This window comes from Sphingobium sp. B11D3B (genome assembly GCF_025961735.1).
Classification (GTDB): Bacteria; Pseudomonadota; Alphaproteobacteria; order Sphingomonadales; family Sphingomonadaceae; genus Sphingobium.
In genome coordinates this window covers 1,473,638-1,488,054 of sequence record NZ_JAOQOF010000001.1, presented here as the reverse complement: position 1 = coordinate 1,488,054, position 14,417 = coordinate 1,473,638, and the positions used below count along the sequence as shown (strand labels likewise).

Genomic DNA, 14,417 nt, shown 5'->3' with positions numbered 1-14,417 from the left:
TCAGCGCCTCTGCCTGTCCGTTCGCGCCGCTGTGAGCAAAGCCTTGTCCACAGCGTCGTGACGGCCGGCAGCGTCCTGCTCGAGCGCAGCGCAGATGGCGCTGCTCGCCATCGGCGCTGCTTCCATCAACTTGCCCATCTGGGCCGGCAATCTGGCCACGGTGATGCCGGCATACCAACAAGTCTGGGCAAGACTGACATGACCCATCAAATCCGGCTTGGCATCATAGAGCGCCATCTCGTGAAAGCGCGGCGCGATATCCAGCGTGTCGGCATAGACCGCCATGGTCGCGGCGCTGGCGAGCGCGACCTGATCCCCGATCATGAGTGTGCCATATTGATGGCCCATCGCCGCATCGGCAAGCAGCGTGGGCGCCGCTCGGCAGGCGGCCAAGGCGTCGCCCCAGCGGAACGCTTTCGCGCCGATAACCTTATCCGGGCGGATGCGCAGGATGAGATCGAACTCGTCGCCTCGGGCCGTCGCCATGTCCGATGCGGCCTTGAGCTTGTAATGCATCTTGCGGGGGTTGGACCAACCCGCAAAATCCGGGCCGCTATCGTCCTCTAGCACCACATGTTCCGTGCCGTAGAAGGCTTCGAGGTCCGTCTTGCTGACAATCCCGCCATCCGCCAGCGCGGCGACCAGTGCGGGGTATCGCTCGGCCATGCCGGGCATCCCAAGCCGCCCGGCGTGCAGGCGCCATGCGTCGCAAAAGGCCTTGCCAGCGAAAGGCAGATAGGCGCGGAATGGCTCGGCGCCGGAGCGCCCGATCTTGCTCCAGCTATGGACGAAGAAATGGCAGTCCGTGTCCCGTAGCAAGCCGGCCTGCCAGGTCGGCAAGGCCGCGCGGTGGCCACGTAGCTGGCCCGAAACGCACACGGCAATGCGCGGACGGCGCCGCCCGAGCTTGAGGAAAGGCGCCTTGACCGTGACCTTGTCTTCCACGAAAGCGGCGGCCTGCCACGGCCTGGAAGCCAGCCGGGCAAGCGCTGCGTTCGACCGCGCGCGATCAGCAGTCGAGCGCAGCTTGAGGCCCGGCTGCGCCAGCGCGGCCAGGTCCGGACCGAGGGCCGTCGTGACTGCCGCTGCGCTCGTGGGGCCGTCCGGCGAAACCGCCCAGCGCAGCGCCAGAGAGCGCACCGCCGCGCCATCGTCCTCATCGGTTGCACCGCCCGGATATGCGCTGCGATAGGCCGCCAGCCATGCGGCAAGTTGCGCGTCTGCACGGCGTGATCCCGTAATCCACAGGAAGAGCAGCAATTGCCAGGCGGGGAACCGACGTACCAGCGCATCGGGCGGCGTGTTCTCCGCGAGACCGGCCAGATCGGCGATGTTGCGCTGAAAATGCACCGCATCGAACATGCCATTATAGGGCAGGCTGAGTTCGTGCCGATCCAATTGCGGCAGCAGGTCGAGATGCCAGCGCGAGATCGCGGCTTCGTCCTGCCAGCCCTGCAGGGGGTGGCGCAGCAGCAGCACGGCGATCAAAAAGCCGCGGTCGCGCGCGCCCTCATCCCACAAAGCTGTCAGAACGGGCCGAAGAAGCTCGGCCGCCTTCTTGAGCACGCGCTGATTGCCGCCCGCGTGGGCTGCTGCGATCCGCGCGCACAGGGCAGGGGGCGTGCCGTCGCGATCGCGCTCAAGGACGAGGATGCGGAGGAGATCGTCCAGCCGCTCCCGACCCCAGTCCGTCGGCAAAGCCTCGTCCATCAGCGCGCCGGTCACCGCGCGCCCGGCGCCCTCAAAGGCGCGGTGGGCCGTTATGCCCTCCTTAAATATTGCCTCGTAAATCTCCAGGGCAGGGGTATAGTTTGAGGCCTCGGTCAATTCTTTGGCTGCGGCAAGCCGATCGTCGAGGAACTCGCTTGCAGGTTTTCCATTTACAGACTTCACGGGTTTTCCTCGATGGCCAATGGCGCGCGCGTTCAACCTAGCAAGATTTCGGATTAAGAATTCAACCCATTTCCACATTCGCATGACGGCCAGCTGAGAGAATGCTCGCCAGCGCGATAGATGTGCGTCGATTGCAGGGGGTTATTTGAGGGTCGATGGTCGTTTTAGTTAAGTCGCGGGGCGGGAAATGACGCCGGACGTGTCCGTGGAGCCATGGCCGCTCGGCGTGGACCTCTCCGCCTATGACGCCCTGCTGTTCGATCTGGATGGCACGCTGGTCGATACCATGCCGCTCCACGGGCTCGCCTACGCAGCCGTGTTCGATGCGCGCGGCTATCGCTTCACCATGGATGATTATCTTGCAAATGTCGGTCCGCCCGCCCGGATCGCGATCCCGTCTTTTGCGGCAGCGGCGGGCATGGGTGAGATCGACGATGCGATGATCGCCGCCCTCCATGCCGAGAAGAAGGCGCATTTCAAGACCGTGCTGCGGCAGGAGAAGGCGCCGGCCCTGACCGCCTCACACTTGCTGGCGCGTCATGCCGGCACGATCCCCATGGCGTTGGTGTCGTCGGGCAACCGGGACGGCGTGGAAGCGATCTTGGAAACGATGGCGTGGCGCCCCCATTTCGGCGCCGTGGTCAGCGGCGACGATGTGGCGCAAGGCAAGCCCCATGCCGAGCCTTATCTCACCGGCGCGGCGTTGCTGGGGGTAGCGCCCGCACGCTGCCTCGTGTTCGAGGATACGCCGGTCGGGATCGCGTCCGGGCTTGCCGCGGGCATGACTGTCATCGACGTGACCCAGGCTGGCGTCACCCATCGGCCGGGCAAATCATGACAGGACCAGAGTTGACCCTCGACAGCCACCCGGCCTTGCGGATGTTTCGCGAGGTCATTCCGCTCTCCGGCTTTTCCGGCGCGACCGTGGCGCTGGTCCGTGATGGCGGGCAGCCCTTCGTGCGCAAGGCGGCCAATCTTGTCGATGCCAACGGGTCGCTGCGCGATCAGGCGGTGCGGCAGCAGGCGCTGGCTGGGCTGGTGGAAGGCTGTGCCGGGATGCCCGAGGTGCTCGACATGGGCGAGCAGGACGGACTGTTCTATTTCGACATGGCGTTCATCCCGTCGCGCGATGCGGTCAATTTCCTCTCCAATGGCACCTTTGATAATGTCGCCGATTTCGCCGACCGCGTGGAACGGCTGATGAGCTGCCTGGCGGTTTCGGTGCCGGTTAGCCAGCCGCCACTCGCCCCGCGCAAGAGCCTGCTGGTGGACAAGCTGCAGCAGATCGCCGACAAGACTGGCGCGATGCACGAGCAAGCGCTCGCCCCTCTGGTGGAGGCGGCACAGCGCATGGATGTGCTGGTGGCGGACGAAAAGCCCACCGCAGCGCATGGCGATCTGACCTTCGAGAACATCCTCGTCGATCGGCGCGGCGCCTTGTGGCTGATCGATACGATCACATCGCCCTTCGACCATGTCTGGATCGACTGGTCCAAGCTGTTCCAGGAATGCGAAGGACTTTGGCACGCCCATCGTGGCCGGCCTCTGGCCCGGGGCGTGACATGGTGGCTGCGGCAGCGCTTCCATGCTGCCGCGACAGCGCTGGACCCGGCGTATCCCGCACGCCATTACATCCTGCTCGGCCTCACCTTCGCGCGCATCCTGCCTTATGCGAAGACCGATGAGGACCGGGCCTTCGTTGCCCGGCGGGTGGCCGAATGCGGCCGCGCTGCCCTGGACAATCTTTGACGCGAGAGAGAAGACCCATGAAGATCATCGTACCCTGCGCCGGCCGCTCCTCCCGCTTCCCCAACATGGCGCCCAAGTGGATGCTGCCTGACAATGATGGCCTGCCCATGGTCTTCAAGGCAGTACAGGGCCTTGGCGCCAATGTTGATGATTTCATCTTCACGATCCTGCGCGAGCATGAAGAGCGCTTCCAGGCCCAGGAAGGTCTGCGCGCCGCCTTCGGACAGAAGGTCAACTGCGTCATTCTCGACGAGCCGACGCGCAGCCAGTCCGAGACGGTTGCCCAGACGCTGCTCAAGAGCGGCATCGACGAGCCCTTCATGGTGAAGGACAGCGACAATTATTTCGAGGTGCCGCACCTCTATCAGACGTACAATTATGTGTGCGTTGCGTCGCTCAGCAGCTTCAGTCAGGTCAATCCGCAGAACAAGAGCTATGTGCAGGTCGATCAGGAAGACGTGATCGTCAATTTCCGCGAAAAGCAGGTCATCTCCGATCTGTTCAGCGTCGGCGGCTATTATTTCTCCAGTCCGCGCGAGTTTTTGACGGCCTATGACGAGCTGATGGGCCAGCCGCGCCTGTCCGCCGGCGAGCTCTATCTCTCCGAGATTATCGGCTATCTGGCGATGCAGGGCTCGGTGTTCCGCATCCAGCGGATCAAGCAGTATCAGGACTGGGGGACGGTCCACGAGTGGCGCGAATATCTGCAGGGCCACCGGGTGTTCTTCATCAGCGTCGATGGCTTCCTGTTCGAGCAGGGGTCGCTGTTCTTCAAGCCGGGTTTCGAGGAAGTGAAGCCCAATCCGGTGGCGATCGAGACGGTGCAGAAGCTGGCGGCGGAGGGGCAGAAGATCTTCTATCTCTCCATCCGTCCGCAGGAGCTGGAAGCGCTGACCAAGAGCCAGCTCGCCGCCGCTGGCCTGCCTGAGCGGCCGCTGCTGCTCGGCTGCGATCTGGCGCAATGGACGCTGCTGACTGCGCCGCATTCCAACCAGCCGTTCCGCACCTCCCATGCTGTGGAGATTGCTGCGGATGACCCGAACATGGCGGAAAAGCTGGCCGTTGATCGCTGACGTCGGGAAACCCCGCGCTGGTCTCTTGCCTTTGTCCGGCTTGACCCTAAGAACAGGCCCTTAGATAGGCAAAGTCAATTTGGGTGTCGCGGGCTAGGCGCGCGATGTGCGCGATAAGAGAGGAATGCAGGCATGAAGATCGCAATCATGGGTGCCACTGGCAATGCAGGTCAGCGTCTGGTCGATGAGGCCGTGAGTCGCGGGCACACTGTCACGGGCATTTCGCGTGGCGCAGACACCCAGGCCCCGCGCGAGGGCGTGACGTGGGTGAAGGCCGACGTCAATGATGTCGACGACATGGCGAGCAAGATCGCCGGCCATGATGCGGTCATTCTCTCCATGCCGTTCAAGTCGCTGGATGCGGACAATGTGTTCGCGGTGGCACGCAAGGCCGGGTGCTGGCTGCTGGTCGTCGGCGGCGCGGCGAGCCTGCAGACCGAGGATGGCGTGGTGCTGCTCGATACACCGGGTTTCCCGGACTTCATCAAGGTCGAGGCCGCGCCAGCGCGCGATTTCCTTAACCAGCTGAAGGCCGGCCCGGGCTTTGACTGGACGTTCCTGTCGCCGGCCATGATGTTCGGACCGGGCGAGCGCACCGGCACCTTCCGCCTCGGCACCGAGACGCTGCTGACGGCGCCGGACGGTAAAAGCTCGATCAGCTATGAGGATTTCGCCGTCGCGATGATCGACGAGATCGAGACGCCCAAGCACAAGAACATGCGGTTCACCGTTGGCTACTGACGGCGGTGTCATCCGTGAATGGCGAGGGGCGGGACTGCCAATGTGTCTTTGGCATGCATGGACTGCTTAGGCCGTTGGAAAGTCTCGACGACTGCTGTAAAGAGTCGCGGTGACTAGCTGCCAACAATGTGTCGTGCGGAACCGCGCGATCTGCTCATCTTTGGATACCTCCGAGCTGGAGGTACTCAACAAGATCGGTCGTCGCGTGCCTGTGCATCGCGGGCAGACGCTGATGTGGGAAGGCGATGACAGCTTGCTGGTCGCCAATGTGATCGACGGCGTGCTCAAGCTGTCAACCTCCACAGCGGATGGCCGCGAGCAGATCGTCGGCGTCGTCTATCCGTCCGATTTCATCGGGCGTCCGTTTGGCAGCACGACTCAGCACAGCGTCACCGCCCTGTGCGACGCACAGGTCTGCCTGTTCACGCGCTCGTCGTTCGACGATTTTGCCCGCACGCATCCGGAGCTGGAGCACAAGCTGCTCCAGCGGACCCTCACCGAACTGGATCGCGCGCGCCACTGGATGCTGCTGCTCGGGCGCAAGAGCGCCGGAGAGCGTGTCGCGACCTTCCTGCTCGAAATGGCGCAGCGGCTTGCGGATGCAAGCTGTAGCGGCAGCGATCTTGTCGAGCGCTTCGAACTGCCGCTCACCCGCCAGCAGATGGCCGATCTGCTGGGCCTCACCATCGAGACTGTGAGTCGCCAGCTCACCCGGCTGCGCCAGGCCGGGATCATCGATCTGCCGGATCGGCGGACCGTCGTCATCCTCGATCATGACGCCATGGAGGCCGAAGCCGGCAACGGCTGAGCACCGCGCTCCTGGTCGGCGCGCATCGTGGCGCGCCGGCCACCCCGCAGACCGCATTCTTCCCGTTGACCCATGTCAATGATGCCGAGCCCTCGCTGATCCACAGCGACAGCACAGTCCCAGGACTGTGCTGCTCAAGGGGTTTCTATGACCGGTCTAACAATGAAGGCGGGAGGCTGGCTCCTGCTCGCCATTCTCGCGATGCTCGCCTCCGCGCTCGCCGTGGATTCCGGATTTGCCATCCACATGGTCATTGCGTCGCTCGCGGCGCTGCTCGCCATGATGGGGACGCTTCGCTCCGCCGATTGGGGCGGGATGGCGCGCGGCATTTTGCGCATGCCCGATCAGGGGCATTATGATGACGATCCGGTGCGCTGGGGCGTTATCGCCACCGTGTTCTGGGGCATGGCCGGTTTTCTCGCCGGGCTCTACATTGCCTTGCAGCTTGCCTTCCCGGCGCTCAACCTGGGGCTGGAATATACCAGCTTCGGGCGCTTGCGGCCGCTGCACACCTCGGCAGTCATCTTCGCCTTCGGTGGCAATGCCCTGATCGCGACGAGCTTCTATGTCGTGCAGCGCACCTGCCGCGCCCGGCTTGCCTTCCCCTCGCTCGCGCGCTTCGTCTTCTGGGGCTACCAGCTCTTCATCGTGCTCGCCGCGACCGGCTATCTCCTCGGCATCACCGAGGCGCGAGAATATGCCGAGCCCGAATGGTATGTCGACCTGTGGCTCACCATCGTCTGGGTCGCCTATCTCGCGGTATTCGTCGGCACGATCGTCAAGCGCAGCGAGCCGCATATCTATGTGGCGAACTGGTTTTACCTGAGCTTCATCCTCACCATCGCGATGCTCCACATCGTCAACAACCTGTCGATGCCGGTCAGCCTGCTGGGTTCCAAGAGCTACAGCGCGTTTGCTGGCGTGCAGGATGCGCTGACCCAGTGGTGGTACGGCCATAACGCGGTAGGCTTCTTCCTCACCGCCGGCTTCCTGGCGATGATGTATTATTTCGTGCCTAAGCAGGCCGAGCGGCCGATCTACAGCTATCGCCTGTCGATCATCCACTTCTGGTCGCTGATCTTCCTCTACATCTGGGCCGGCCCACACCACCTCCACTACACCGCGCTGCCCGACTGGGCGCAGACGCTGGGCATGGTCTTCTCGGTCATGCTGTGGATGCCGAGCTGGGGCGGCATGATCAACGGCCTGATGACGCTGAACGGCGCATGGGACAAGGTCCGCACCGATCCGATCATCCGCATGATGGTGATGGCGCTCGCCTTCTACGGCATGAGCACCTTCGAAGGGCCGATGCTCTCGATCAAGAGCGTGAACAGCCTCTCGCACTATACGGACTGGACCATCGGCCACGTTCACTCGGGCGCGCTTGGCTGGAACGGCATGATCACCTTCGCGGCGATCTATTATCTCACCCCGCGCCTGTGGGGCCGCACCCGGCTCTATTCGCTGCGCATGGTCAACTGGCACTTCTGGCTCGCGACCGTCGGCATCGTCTTCTACGCCTCGGCCATGTGGGTCGCTGGCATCATGCAGGGCCTGATGTGGCGGGAATATGGCGCGGACGGCTACCTCGTCTACGCCTTCTCGGACACCGTCCGTGCGATGTTCCCGATGTACGTACTGCGCGCCTTTGGCGGACTGCTCTACCTCTCGGGCGCCGTGTGCATGACCATCAATGTGTGGCGCACCATCCTCGGCCACCAGCGCGTCGAAGCGCCCATGAGCGACGCTGCCTATGACGCCGCCAAGGACCGGCCCATCACTCACAAACCTGCTGCGTTTCCCGCGGAATAAGGACGGAAAACCATGTCGAGCTTTGCACAGAAGCACAAGAAGCTGGAGCGGAACGTCACGCTCCTTGCCGTCGCTGCCTTCGCCGCGGTTACCGTCGGCGGCATCGTGGAGATCGCACCGCTCTTCTGGATCGACAACACGATCGAGAAGGTGGAGGGGATGCGTCCCTACACGCCGCTGGAGCTGGCGGGCCGGAACATCTACATGCGGGAGGGCTGCTACAACTGCCACTCGCAGATGATCCGCCCATTCCGCGACGAGGTGGAGCGCTACGGCCATTACAGCCTCGCCGCCGAGAGCATGTATGACCACCCGTTCCAGTGGGGCTCCAAGCGGACCGGGCCGGACCTAGCGCGCGTCGGCAAGCGCTACTCGGATGAGTGGCACGTCCAGCACCTCATCGATCCGCGTAGTGTCGTGCCGGAATCGATCATGCCGACCTATGCCTTCCTCACCAAACGTGAGCTGAAAGCCGGCGACATGACGGCCCATCTCACGGCGCAGCGCCGGGTGGGCGTGCCCTATAGCGATGAGGACATCGAGAAGGCGAATGCCGATCTCCTGGCGCAGGCCGATCCCGAGGCTGACACCGCCGATCTGCTCAAGCGCTACCCCAAGGCGCAGGCCCGCGATTTCGACGGCAACCCGGCCAAGCTGACCGAGATGGATGCGCTCGTCGCCTATCTCCAGATGCTCGGCACGCTTGTCGATCTGGATAGCGCCGCGCCGCAGGAGGTGGAGCGATGAGCTATAATGATCTGCGCCACTTCGCGGACAGCTACGGGCTTTCGGCAATGGTGGTGCTCTATTTCGGCCTGTGCGCATGGGCGTTCCGTCCCGGCTCGCGCCGGAGCAACCAAGACGCCGCGCACCTGATCTTCGCCGAAGATGGCGAGGCTGCAGCCCATGACAGGAAGAACAACCATGGCTGAGAAGAAACGCATCGACGCGCCGACCGGCACCCAGACCGTCGGCCATGAATGGGACGGGATCGAGGAACTCGATACCCCCATGCCGCGCTGGTGGGTCTGGACTTTTTACGCAACGATCGTGTTCGCGATCGGCTATGTGGTGGTTTATCCCGCTATCCCCTTCGCGCATGAAGCCAGCAAGGGGCTGTTCGGCTGGTCCAGCCGCGGGCAGCTCCAGCAGGTGATGGATGCCGAGACCGCGCGCCGGACGCCGATCTTCTCGGCCATCGCTGCCACGCCGATCGAGAAGCTGGTCGCCCAGCCAAAGCTCATGGAAGCGGCGATGCAGGGTGGTGCAGCCGCGTTCAAGGTGCATTGCGTGCAGTGCCATGGCTCGGGCGCTGCCGGCGCCAAGGGCTATCCAAATCTGGTGGATGACGACTGGCTGTGGGGCGGCGACCTGCAATCGATCGAATACACGATCACCCATGGCGTCCGGAACCCGGATGAAGCGCAGACCCGCATGAGCCTGATGCCCGCCTTCGGCAAGGACGGCATCCTCACGGGCACGCAGGTTCAGGATGTAGTGAGCCATGTTCGGGTGATCAGCGGGCAGGAGAAGGCCAGCGCTTCCTCACGGCGCGGCGACGTGCTGTTCCAGCAGAATTGCGCGGTGTGCCACGGCCCGGCGGGCAAGGGGCTGCGTGAGTTCGGTGCGCCGAACCTGACCGACCCGATCTGGCTCTATGGCGGCGATCGCGAGACGCTGACCCAGACCGTGACGAACAGCCGTCGGGGTGTGATGCCCGCCTGGGGCCATGCGCTCGACAAGGCGACGATCCGCATGCTGGCCGTCTACGTCCACGGTCTTGGCGGCGGCGAGGCGACGCCCGTCGCAGCGCAGATTGCCGCTCAGGCTGCCGGGGCACCGGAGGCGCAGGCCAACGCCGCAACACCATAAGGTGGAGCCGGCCCTTCCTCCGCGCGTGGGAGGGGCCGGCTACCGTTCATTTCGTTGATCCTGCTCAATGTCGTTTGAGCCGACTGCGCCTAAGCGAAGATCGATCGGAGGCAATCTGATGCCGAAGACGCCAACAACGGACGCTGCCATGTCCCCCGTGAATGATGTTACCGCGCCAGCGGAAAGCCTCTACGCCAAGCGCAAGTCGGTCTTCCCCAAGCAGGTCGATGGGCCGTTCCGCCGCTTCAAGTGGCTGGTGATGGCCGTCACCGTGACGATCTATTGGGCCACGCCCTGGATCCGCTGGGATCGCGGGCCGCACGCGCCCAATCAGGCGGTGCTGGTCGATCTCGCCAATCGCCGCTTCTTCATGTTCGGCATCGAGATCTGGCCGCACGAATTCTATTATGTCGCCGGCCTGCTCATCATGGCGGGCGTCGGTCTGTTTCTGGTGACCTCCGCCGTCGGCCGCGCCTGGTGCGGCTACGCCTGCCCGCAGACCGTCTGGACCGATCTGTTCCAGCATGTCGAGCGCTTCCTCGACGGCGATCGCAACGCGCAGATCAGGCTGGAGAAAGCACCCTGGACCCCGATGAAGGTCTGGAAGCGGCTGCGCAAATGGGCGGTCTGGCTGGTCATCTCGTTCCTCACCGGCGGCGCGTGGATCTTCTACTTTGCCGATGCGCCGACGCTGCAACACCAGTTCTGGACCGGGCAGGCGCCGTTCGTCGCCTATGGCACCACCTTCGTGCTGACCATGACGACCTTCATCTTCGGCGGCTTCATGCGCGAGCAGGTGTGCATCTACATGTGCCCCTGGCCGCGCATCCAGACCGCGATGACAGATGAGAAATCGCTCATCGTCACCTACAAGCACTGGCGCGGCGAGCCCCGCACCAAGGGCCTGAAGAAGGCGCAGGATGAAGGGCTGCCGACCGGGGACTGCATCGACTGTCTGCAATGCGTGCAGGTCTGCCCGACCGGGATCGACATTCGCGAGGGACCGCAGATCGGGTGCATCACCTGCGCCTTGTGCGTCGATGCCTGTGACAAGGTGATGGCGCAGATCGGCCGCCCGCGCGGCTTGATCGACTATGCCACGGAGATCGACTGCGAGGCCGAGATGAAGGGTGAGGCGCCGGCGCCCGTGCGCAAGCGCCTCTTCCGTCCGCGCACAATTGCCTATTTCGCGATCTGGGCGAGCATTGGCCTCGCCATGCTGTTCGCGCTGGGCGTGCGTTCGCGCATCGACATCGCGGCCAATGCGGAGCGCAATCCGGTCTATGTCCGCCTATCCGACGGGTCGATCCGCAACAGCTATCTGATCAAGGTGCGCAACATGCAGAGCCGCGCGCGCCCTATGGCCATCGGCCTCGATGGGCTGGACGGCGCGCTGATGTGGCGTGAGGGGCAGACCCGCGATCAGGCGAGCCGGACCCTGCAAATCGACGTGCCGCCCGATCAGGTGCTCAAGGAACGCGTGCATGTGGTTGCGCCGGCGCAGGGCATTGCCCGCCAGGATTTCGCCTTCACGCTGCGCACGCTCGACGAGCAGAAAGAGGCAGCGCAGGATGATGAGAGCTTCGTTCGACCGGAGGTAGGCCAGTGACCCGCAAGTTCACCGGACGGCATATCACCGTCATTCTCGTCAGCTTTTTCGGCGTGGTCATGGCCGTCAACTTCACCATGGCCTTCCTTGCCAGTTCCACTTTCGGCGGGCTGGTGGTGCAGAACAGCTATGTCGCCAGCCAGGAGTTCAACAAATGGCTGGCGCAGGCGCGTGCCGAAAACGCGCTGGGCTGGGCGCTCACGCTGAATCGGACTGCGGAGACACGGCTGAGCGCGACGCTGCGCAGTGCGAATGCGCCGATGAACGATGTGGCGCTGACCGCCACCGCCCGTCACCCGCTTGGCCGCAAGCCGGATATCGTGCTGCAATTCCGGGCACTCGGCGATGGCGTGTATGAGAGCCTCCAGCCCCTGCCGCAGGGCCGCTGGATCGTCCATGTGCGGGCCCGCGCCCACGGGCGGGAGATCAACCGGGTGGTCGATCTGTCATGACCTATGTGGCGCCAAGGCCCGATTGGTCGGCGGATGCGGTGGAAACCCGCCTCGCCGTGCCGGACATGCATTGCGCCGGCTGCATCTCCAAGATCGAGCGGCTGTTGCCATTGCAGCCGGGAGTCCACGCCGCCCGCGTGAACTTCTCGGCCAAGACCGCGATCGTCTCGCACGCCGCCGATCTGGCCGAACCGGACTTGCTGCGCGCCTTTGACGCGATCGGGTTCGAGGCGCAACCGCTCCACAGCGCGGCGGCGCATGAGCGCAGCCAGGCGCTGCGTAAGTTGATCCGCGCCCTTGCCGTGGCAGCCTTTGCGGCGATGAACGTCATGCTGCTCTCGGTCTCGGTCTGGTCCGGGGCAGATGGCAGCGCGCGAGAATTGTTCCACTGGATCTCGGCGCTGATCGCCATCCCGGCGGTCAGCTATGCGGGACAGCCCTTCTTCCGCTCGGCCTTCAAGGCGCTGCGGGCAGGCACGACCAATATGGATGTGCCGATCTCCATCGGCGTCATTCTGGCGACCTCTATGAGCCTCTACGAGACCATCATCGGCGGGCGCCATGCCTGGTTCGATGGCGCGTTGATGCTGCTCACCTTCCTGCTCGCGGGTCGGGTGCTGGACGAGATGATGCGCGCGCGCGCCGCCAGCGGAGCCGAAGCGCTGGTACGCCGCACCGCGCCCGGTGCCATGCGGCTGGCCGAGGATGGCGCGAGCCACTGGGTCGCGGCCGATGCGCTGGCCGTAGGCGACCGCGTTCTGGTTGCCGCCGGCGAGCGGCTCGCGGCGGATGGCGTAATCGAGCAGGGCAGCAGCCGGTTCGATCTCTCCTTGCTGACCGGCGAAAGTTCGCCTGTCACGCTGCGTGCGGGGGACGTGGCGACCGCCGGCACGCTCAATCTCGACGGCCCGGTGACGCTGCGCGTGACCGCCGTGGGAGAGGGGCGGGCGATTGCCGAAATTGCCCGGCTGATGGAAAGCGCCGGCCAGGCCAAGTCGCGCTATGTCCGCCTCGCCGACAAATGTTCGCGGCTTTACGCGCCGGTGGTGCATCTGCTCGCTGCCATCACCTTCGCCGGCTGGATGATTGCCGGGGCCGGCTGGCACCAATCGCTGCTGGTCGCCATCGCTGTGCTGATCATTACCTGCCCCTGCGCGCTGGGCCTTGCCGTGCCGGTGGCGCAGGTGGTGGTCTGCGGCGCGATGATGCGCGCGGGGCTGCTGGTCAAGGATGGCAGCGCGCTGGAACGCCTCGCGCAGGCCGATCAGGCGCTGTTCGACAAGACCGGCACCCTCACGCTCGGTCGCCCGCGTGCCTCTGGCGTCGAGGCGCTGGACGAGGAGGAGCGGAGCATTGCCCGCGCGCTGGCCATGACCAGCCGCCATCCCCTCGCAGTGGCGCTCCGGCAGGCGCTGGGCGGCGAGCATGTCGGCCCGGCGGTTCTCACTGACGTCGAGGATATTCCGGGCGAGGGCGTGCGCGCGCTCTGGCAGGGGCAGGCTGTCGCGATGGGCAAGCCGGCACCGCAGGACCTGACTGACCAGGGCGGCGCGAGCAACGATCCGACCATGGCTGTGGCGTTGGAGCTGGGGAATGGGCGCCGCCACATTATCCACTTCGCTGACGCGCTGCGTCCGGATGCCGCGCGGGCGCTGGCGGACCTCTGCGCCCTTGGTCTCCCGCCGGCAATCATGTCGGGCGATCGGGAGGAGGCGGTCCAATCGCTGGCCGATCAGCTTGATGTGCCGGCCGAGGGCGGGATGCGCCCGGCCGATAAGCTGGCGCGGCTCCAAGCGCTGGCCGAGGCCGGGCACAAGCCTTTGATGGTGGGCGACGGACTGAACGACGGTCCGGCACTTGCAGCAGCCCATGTCTCCATGGCGCCCGGTTCGGCGAGCGATGTCGGCCAGCAGGCCGCGGACATCGTGTTTCTGGGTGACAGCCTCTCCGGCATCCTTAAGTCGGTGCGGGCTTCGCGCGCCACCATGCGCATCGTGCGGCAGAATATCGGTCTGGCGATCGGCTATAATGCGCTGGCTGTGCCGCTGGCGATTGCCGGCTATGTCACGCCGCTGATTGCTGCCGTCGCGATGTCGAGCAGTTCGCTCATCGTGGTGGCCAATTCCCTCCGTCTGCGCTGGGCTGTCAAATGAACGGATTGATCTTCCTCATCCCCGTCGCCCTGCTGCTCGGCCTGACCGGTCTCGTCGCGTTCATGTGGTCGCTGCGTAACGGCCAGTTCGACGACCCGGACGGCGCTGCCATGCGCATTCTGATCGAGGATCAGGATAAGCCGGCGTCGTAGCGAACCTGTGGCATTACGGACAGTGACCGCCGTTCGTCCTGAGTCGCTGCTGAGTTTGTCGAAGCGGCGTATCGAAGGATTGGCCCCTGCGCTGCGATGC

Annotated in this window: 14 protein-coding genes; 13 read left to right on the top strand and 1 reads right to left on the bottom strand. The window is 64.6% G+C overall.

Translation table 11 applies throughout. From position 1 onward, the window contains the following. Positions 1-1,893: a hypothetical protein gene (locus tag M2333_RS07050; protein ID WP_264611288.1), complete on the bottom strand. Its 1,893-nt coding sequence runs from the start codon at positions 1,891-1,893 to the stop codon at positions 1-3. 187 nt (positions 1,894-2,080) lie between these two features. Between M2333_RS07050 and M2333_RS07045 the strand changes: the two genes are divergently transcribed. The 13 genes from M2333_RS07045 to ccoS all read left to right on the top strand — a co-directional run bounded on the left by M2333_RS07045 (position 2,081) and on the right by ccoS (position 14,317). After that, a complete protein-coding gene (locus tag M2333_RS07045) occupies positions 2,081-2,731 on the top strand; it encodes an HAD family hydrolase (protein ID WP_264611287.1) in 651 nt (216 codons plus the stop codon). An 11-nt stretch (positions 2,732-2,742) separates the two neighbouring features. Beyond that, entirely contained in the window at positions 2,743-3,642 is a 900-nt protein-coding gene (locus M2333_RS07040; RefSeq protein WP_264611286.1) for a phosphotransferase, read from the top strand. A gap of 17 nt (positions 3,643-3,659) precedes the next feature. After that, positions 3,660-4,715: a hypothetical protein gene (locus M2333_RS07035; protein WP_181559333.1), complete on the top strand. Its 1,056-nt coding sequence runs from the start codon at positions 3,660-3,662 to the stop codon at positions 4,713-4,715. Positions 4,716-4,847: 132 nt separating this feature from the next. Continuing rightward, entirely contained in the window at positions 4,848-5,456 is a 609-nt protein-coding gene (locus M2333_RS07030) for an NAD(P)-dependent oxidoreductase (protein ID WP_264611285.1), read from the top strand. 109 nt (positions 5,457-5,565) lie between these two features. Then, a complete protein-coding gene (locus tag M2333_RS07025; protein ID WP_181559335.1) occupies positions 5,566-6,264 on the top strand; it encodes a Crp/Fnr family transcriptional regulator in 699 nt (232 codons plus the stop codon). 147 nt (positions 6,265-6,411) lie between these two features. Beyond that, entirely contained in the window at positions 6,412-8,079 is a 1,668-nt protein-coding gene (gene ccoN / locus M2333_RS07020; protein WP_264611284.1) for a cytochrome-c oxidase, cbb3-type subunit I, read from the top strand. Positions 8,080-8,091: 12 nt separating this feature from the next. Further along, positions 8,092-8,826: a cytochrome-c oxidase, cbb3-type subunit II gene (gene ccoO / locus M2333_RS07015; protein WP_264576039.1), complete on the top strand. Its 735-nt coding sequence runs from the start codon at positions 8,092-8,094 to the stop codon at positions 8,824-8,826. Further along, positions 8,823-9,011 carry a cbb3-type cytochrome oxidase subunit 3 gene (locus M2333_RS07010; RefSeq protein ID WP_181559338.1) on the top strand — a complete coding sequence of 63 codons (189 nt, stop codon included), beginning with the start codon at positions 8,823-8,825 and terminating at the stop codon, positions 9,009-9,011. Before ccoO ends, M2333_RS07010 begins: the two co-directional genes overlap by 4 nt. Beyond that, positions 9,004-9,951 (top strand): cytochrome-c oxidase, cbb3-type subunit III, encoded by a 948-nt coding sequence (ccoP, locus tag M2333_RS07005; protein WP_264611283.1) that lies wholly within the window; start codon positions 9,004-9,006, stop codon positions 9,949-9,951. Before M2333_RS07010 ends, ccoP begins: the two co-directional genes overlap by 8 nt. A gap of 148 nt (positions 9,952-10,099) precedes the next feature. Continuing rightward, positions 10,100-11,560 (top strand): cytochrome c oxidase accessory protein CcoG, encoded by a 1,461-nt coding sequence (ccoG, locus tag M2333_RS07000; RefSeq protein ID WP_264612586.1) that lies wholly within the window; start codon positions 10,100-10,102, stop codon positions 11,558-11,560. After that, positions 11,557-12,012, top strand: a complete 456-nt coding sequence (locus M2333_RS06995) for a FixH family protein (RefSeq protein WP_264611282.1) — start codon at positions 11,557-11,559, stop codon at positions 12,010-12,012. The genes ccoG and M2333_RS06995 overlap by 4 nt, the downstream gene beginning before the upstream one ends. Then, positions 12,009-14,165 (top strand): heavy metal translocating P-type ATPase, encoded by a 2,157-nt coding sequence (locus M2333_RS06990; protein WP_264611281.1) that lies wholly within the window; start codon positions 12,009-12,011, stop codon positions 14,163-14,165. Before M2333_RS06995 ends, M2333_RS06990 begins: the two co-directional genes overlap by 4 nt. Next, positions 14,162-14,317, top strand: coding sequence for a cbb3-type cytochrome oxidase assembly protein CcoS (gene ccoS, locus M2333_RS06985; RefSeq protein WP_181559343.1), 156 nt, complete (start codon positions 14,162-14,164; stop codon positions 14,315-14,317). Before M2333_RS06990 ends, ccoS begins: the two co-directional genes overlap by 4 nt. Positions 14,318-14,417 lie beyond the last annotated feature (100 nt).